8 protein-coding genes are annotated in these 4313 nt (G+C 44.7%); all 8 read right to left on the reverse strand.

The genetic code is table 11. The features are described from left to right. Positions 1-457, reverse strand: a 457-nt coding sequence (locus tag H6G76_RS36165; RefSeq protein ID WP_190711001.1) for a WGR domain-containing protein, incomplete at its 3' end; no start/stop codon positions are given. 66 nt (positions 458-523) lie between these two features. Beyond that, a complete protein-coding gene (locus tag H6G76_RS36170; RefSeq protein ID WP_190711002.1) occupies positions 524-709 on the reverse strand; it encodes a hypothetical protein in 186 nt (61 codons plus the stop codon). A 209-nt stretch (positions 710-918) separates the two neighbouring features. Then, the gene (locus tag H6G76_RS36175; protein ID WP_190711003.1) at positions 919-1269 is read right to left on the reverse strand and encodes a hypothetical protein; all 351 of its coding nucleotides are present in this window, start codon (positions 1267-1269) and stop codon (positions 919-921) included. Between the two features lie 71 nt (positions 1270-1340). Next, complete coding sequence (locus H6G76_RS36180; RefSeq protein ID WP_190711004.1) at positions 1341-2963, reverse strand: AAA family ATPase; 1623 nt, start codon at positions 2961-2963, stop codon at positions 1341-1343. Beyond that, positions 2960-3214 (reverse strand): hypothetical protein, encoded by a 255-nt coding sequence (locus H6G76_RS36185; protein WP_190711005.1) that lies wholly within the window; start codon positions 3212-3214, stop codon positions 2960-2962. Before H6G76_RS36185 ends, H6G76_RS36180 begins: the two co-directional genes overlap by 4 nt. A 189-nt stretch (positions 3215-3403) precedes the next feature. Continuing rightward, positions 3404-3610: a DUF2997 domain-containing protein gene (locus H6G76_RS36190; RefSeq protein ID WP_190711007.1), complete on the reverse strand. Its 207-nt coding sequence runs from the start codon at positions 3608-3610 to the stop codon at positions 3404-3406. Then, positions 3611-4054 carry a DUF1257 domain-containing protein gene (locus H6G76_RS36195; RefSeq protein ID WP_190711006.1) on the reverse strand — a complete coding sequence of 148 codons (444 nt, stop codon included), beginning with the start codon at positions 4052-4054 and terminating at the stop codon, positions 3611-3613. Between the two features lie 55 nt (positions 4055-4109). After that, positions 4110-4313 (reverse strand): hypothetical protein (locus H6G76_RS36795; RefSeq protein ID WP_206757046.1); only part of this gene is annotated, 204 nt, incomplete at its 5' end.

Here is a 4313-nt window from a genome sequence, read left to right on the forward strand (position 1 = left end):
CAGCATGGGATGGCAGCAGCGAATTTAGCAGTTGAACTTGATGATCAACATCTCCTACTGTTTGGTACACCCGATACGGGTCAATTTGCATCCCCAAAGGTGTGGGAACGATTTTTAAGTAGTCGTTGAGCGTTTGGATATAGCTGCTATTAAAATTGTGATTAGCTACAAAAGAACGTAGACTATTGAGTAATTGCAATGCTCTCCTAATATCCGCAACAGAACAACTAGAATCCATCTGCGGCTGACTCTCTTGATAGCCTTTAGCTTTCTTTTCGGCTATGAGATTATGATATTTGTAATTAGCTTGTTGATGGCTGTTGAAAGAGTGAATTTTAGTTTGGGCATTGTAGCCGACTCGACCCCATTGCACTGTTACTTTATTATCTTCAACCTTAGCTAACCAGAATTTGTTGCTGTTGTTAGCAGCATCGACATAAACTAAATATGTTTCCATGATTTTTAGTCCTTAATTAGTAATGAGGTGAATATTTCATCATTTAAAATATTCACCATAATCAAACTATTGATTCTGCAAATAAGGCAGAGCTTCTTGAATTACTTTTTGGTCTTCTTTAGTACGTCCCAAATCAGGTTTTGTTGCGTCATCATTAGCAACGACTTTTGCGGCTTGTTTCGCTAATTCTTCGGGACAACCTCTATCGGTGAGTGATTGAACAGTAGCATCATGCAACCCTTGATTTTGCATAATTATCTCCTGAATATTTCTAATGCTTTCAATTGTTGATTGCGGAGCGTTTAGTAAGCTATTGATGTAAGTATTTAGGAGTCAGGAGTCAGAAGTCAGAATTATCCATAAATTAAGAGTCTGCTAGGTTAAATTTTGATAGTTTCATAGTATTGGTTGTTAAACTCTTATTAATTCTGACTTCTGGATTCTGGATTCTGACTCCTTACCTATTGATTTACAAGCAACCGCGCATTACCCCAACGGATTTGATGTTGTAGAGCTTCTAAAATTGTTTCGGCTTCATCAACTGTTAGCCCCTCAAGTTGCGAACAAATATCGTACAAATCTTGAGGAATACTGTCGGGGAGAACCAACTCGCACAACGCATCTTGTAATGCTGCTGATGTTGAATATTCAGAAGAAGAGTATTCTTGTTGCATCAATACATAAGTTGACAAGGTGATGCGAAGTAAAAGTTTTGTTTCTCTGTCCAATTGCTCTAGGTGTGGCCCATATTTCTCAACTAAGGAATCAATGCGGTCGGTTTGACCGTAGTAAGTTACTAAATCTGCTGACATTCTCTTAATCCTTATAAAACACTGTGTTCAAGCGATTACCTTCACAAATAGCGAAAGCAATCGCCTGTTTCTTAGTTCAGATTCCGGAATCTCGCAGTCTTCAACGACTGGGTAGGTTTATCCGCGATCGGACTTGATGCGGCCCTTGCAGTTTTCGCCCAGTCACGCATACGCTCGACTGCCGCCGCATCTTGCACAGCCAGTGGTGTAATCGTCTGCCGAATTGCCTCCAGATCACCCAAAGTCACCTGTTGAGGTCTACCTTCGTCAAATGCCAGCAATGCCGCCTCAGCAGCCAGCGTCTCCAACTCCGCGCCGGAGAATTGGGCGGTGTTAGCAGCTACAGCCTCTAGATATTCGTCCTCAATTGCAATCCCAAAGCGATGTAGATGAATGCTGAGGATTTGCGCTCGTTCTGGTTCAGATGGCAGGTCTACAAAGAAATTTTCATCAAATCTGCCTTTCCTTTTGAGTTCCGTTGGTAGTGCGGAGGGGTCATTGCAGGTGGCGACGACAAACACACCACTCTGACATTCAGACATGAATGTGAGGATGTTCCCCAGGATTCGCTGTGAAACGCCGCTAGTGTCGCCTTGTCCAGACAAAGCTTTTTCGATTTCGTCCAACCATAGGACACATGGAGCGATCGCTTGGGCTGTCTTCAAAGCCCTACGGATATTGCCTTCCGACTCACCAACCAGACTACCCAGCATTGATGAAATGTCGAGTTGAAGTAGTGGTAGATTAAGTATATTGGCGATGTTCTTAGCAACACTGGTTTTTCCTGTACCCGGAGGCCCTGCCAACAGCACACCTTTGGGTTGAGGCAGATGCAGCAGCCGCGCCTCTTGCGTAAACAACCGCCGCCGACGATTCAACCACTCGCGTAACAAGTCGAGTCCACCGAAAGGAATTGTAGCTGGTTTGCCCAACTCAATACCCATCTGTGAGAGCAACCGAGTTTTGTACGCAACAGCTAATGGCGTAATGCTGGCATCAATAGTAATACCATTGGGATTCAAACGCTCTTTAACAGTTAGGCGTAAGAAGTCGCTAATTTCTTCGAGAGTCAGACCTAAAGCCGCTCGTGCAAGTGCTTCGGTTTCAGCAGCCGTCAAGGAAACTGTGAACTTGACTTGTTGTTCTTGTGCCGACTCCCCTAAATACTGCAAGTAAGAATCAAGATGCTCTTGAATCTGCGGAGCGGTGGGCAGTGGCACTTCTGCAAACGGAATCAGCCTTACTAAAGATTCGTGCAGTTGGATGTTTTGACCGAGGAAGATGATGCGTTTATCGGTGGGTTTTAACCTGTGGTACAAGTTCTTAACCCGTGTGAGGATTTCCCAGGATAACTGCGGTGAGTTCTTTGAAACAAAGGGATGCACGTCACTAAGGATGAATACGCCGTTGCCTGTGAAGTTATTGATGTACTCGAAAATATATATTAGCGGGTCTGCCTGGGGTGGTCGTTTGTACTCCGGTACTGGCTTAAACACCAATCCACCATCGTCGGCAATCAAGCATTGTTCCAGGGTGGAGACTCCCAGGTTCCAGAAGTAAGTCGGGCATTCGAGTTTCTCTTGCGCTTGAGAGGTGAGCCACTGAATGATTGTGGCTTCTTCTGGAGCGAGTACCTCTAACGCAGCAATAGGAATTTGTGAATCCAGGGTACTGAATAAGTTATTTAGGTTCATTGTGGTAGTTCTTTATACGGTAATGGAGCAAGTTCATCGTGAGTATTCACAACTTGAACAATTGCCTGATAACATTCGGCATCGCCGCAGAAAACCTCTGCTGTACTGTTGTTTTGCGGATAAGCAAGTGCGTTGACGATGGCATTAAGTAAGACGCACAAGCCTTCAGTATTCGCCTTGATGATCACAGGCTGACATGGTTTTTGCTGTGCGTAGATGTGGATGACAGGATATTCTTTTGGTAAATCCATAAATGCTTTGGGGGATTAGTAGCGTACCAACCCAAAATTGCCGTGTAGACCTAGCTCTTGTGCAGGGGAGCAGGGGAGCAGGGGGGGAATGAAGGTAGTTTCTCCCCTGCCCCTTAAGCCCTCTGCCCCTCTGCTGTCCACCACGCAAAGTTGTCTTGGCAGACTATTAGCCCTATCCCCCATTTTTTATTATTGTCTGAGTCTGGTTTGATGATTTAAAGTTGTCCGCAGTTGTTGGGTTTGAGCTTCGTCCTTAAACTCCCGTTCGCTCACAACCCCTAATGCTTCTTCAAATGGCTGTGTGGCTTCCAGGCAACTCAAACCTTCAAATCCTTCTGCTTCTACCTTTACTTCACCCGTGAGTTGGTCAAAATGAATTAATACTGAGCGCATGATTTATCTCCGTGCGAATTGTTGAACTTCCTGATGTCCGGCAAAAGTCAGGCGTAGGGTTTGCACTTGCCCGTTGGTTTCTTGTGCAATCGTGCATTCGCCAAACCTTTCTTGTAATTGGGCAGCTTTGGCAAGAACCATCCGTTTGCCGTAAGCTTGCATCAACTGAGTAGCGTAGAATTTGCCTCCAAGTTGCCTGATGATTTCGTACTCGTCCTGGATCATCTCGTACTCAGTCCCAGTCCACTTAAAACCCATGTCTGCACGAGCATTGAAGGTGTAGCCAGGGACAATAATCTCTGCACTCTGCCCTTGCGAATCCCCGTAATAACCAGTTAATGGCTGTGGTATTTCATAGACCTTGGGTTGAAGCTTCAGATCCTCCAAAGCTTGCACGAGACATTCACGATTGACTAAACGAGTTTTGACTGTTGAGAAATGAGACATTTGTTATCTCCTTTGAGTTTGAGTTGGTAAAACGACGCGAACAGTAGTGATAGAATCATGAGTTTTCGTTTCCACTACTTCGCCGCCCATCTGCAAAGCAAGCTTTGGTAGGTATAGATTGATGTATTCTTGTTGCATCTTGGGCAGGAAATTCCGTCCTAGTAGTCCACCAAGGCAATTTTGCTGGGTTAAATGCTTGGATATAAACGCTGCATTTTTTTACGTGCATCCTTGGTTTTAAAACCCCAATAAACACTGG

Source organism: Nostoc sp. FACHB-152, assembly GCF_014697475.1.
GTDB lineage: Bacteria > Cyanobacteriota > Cyanobacteriia > Cyanobacteriales > Nostocaceae > Nostoc_B.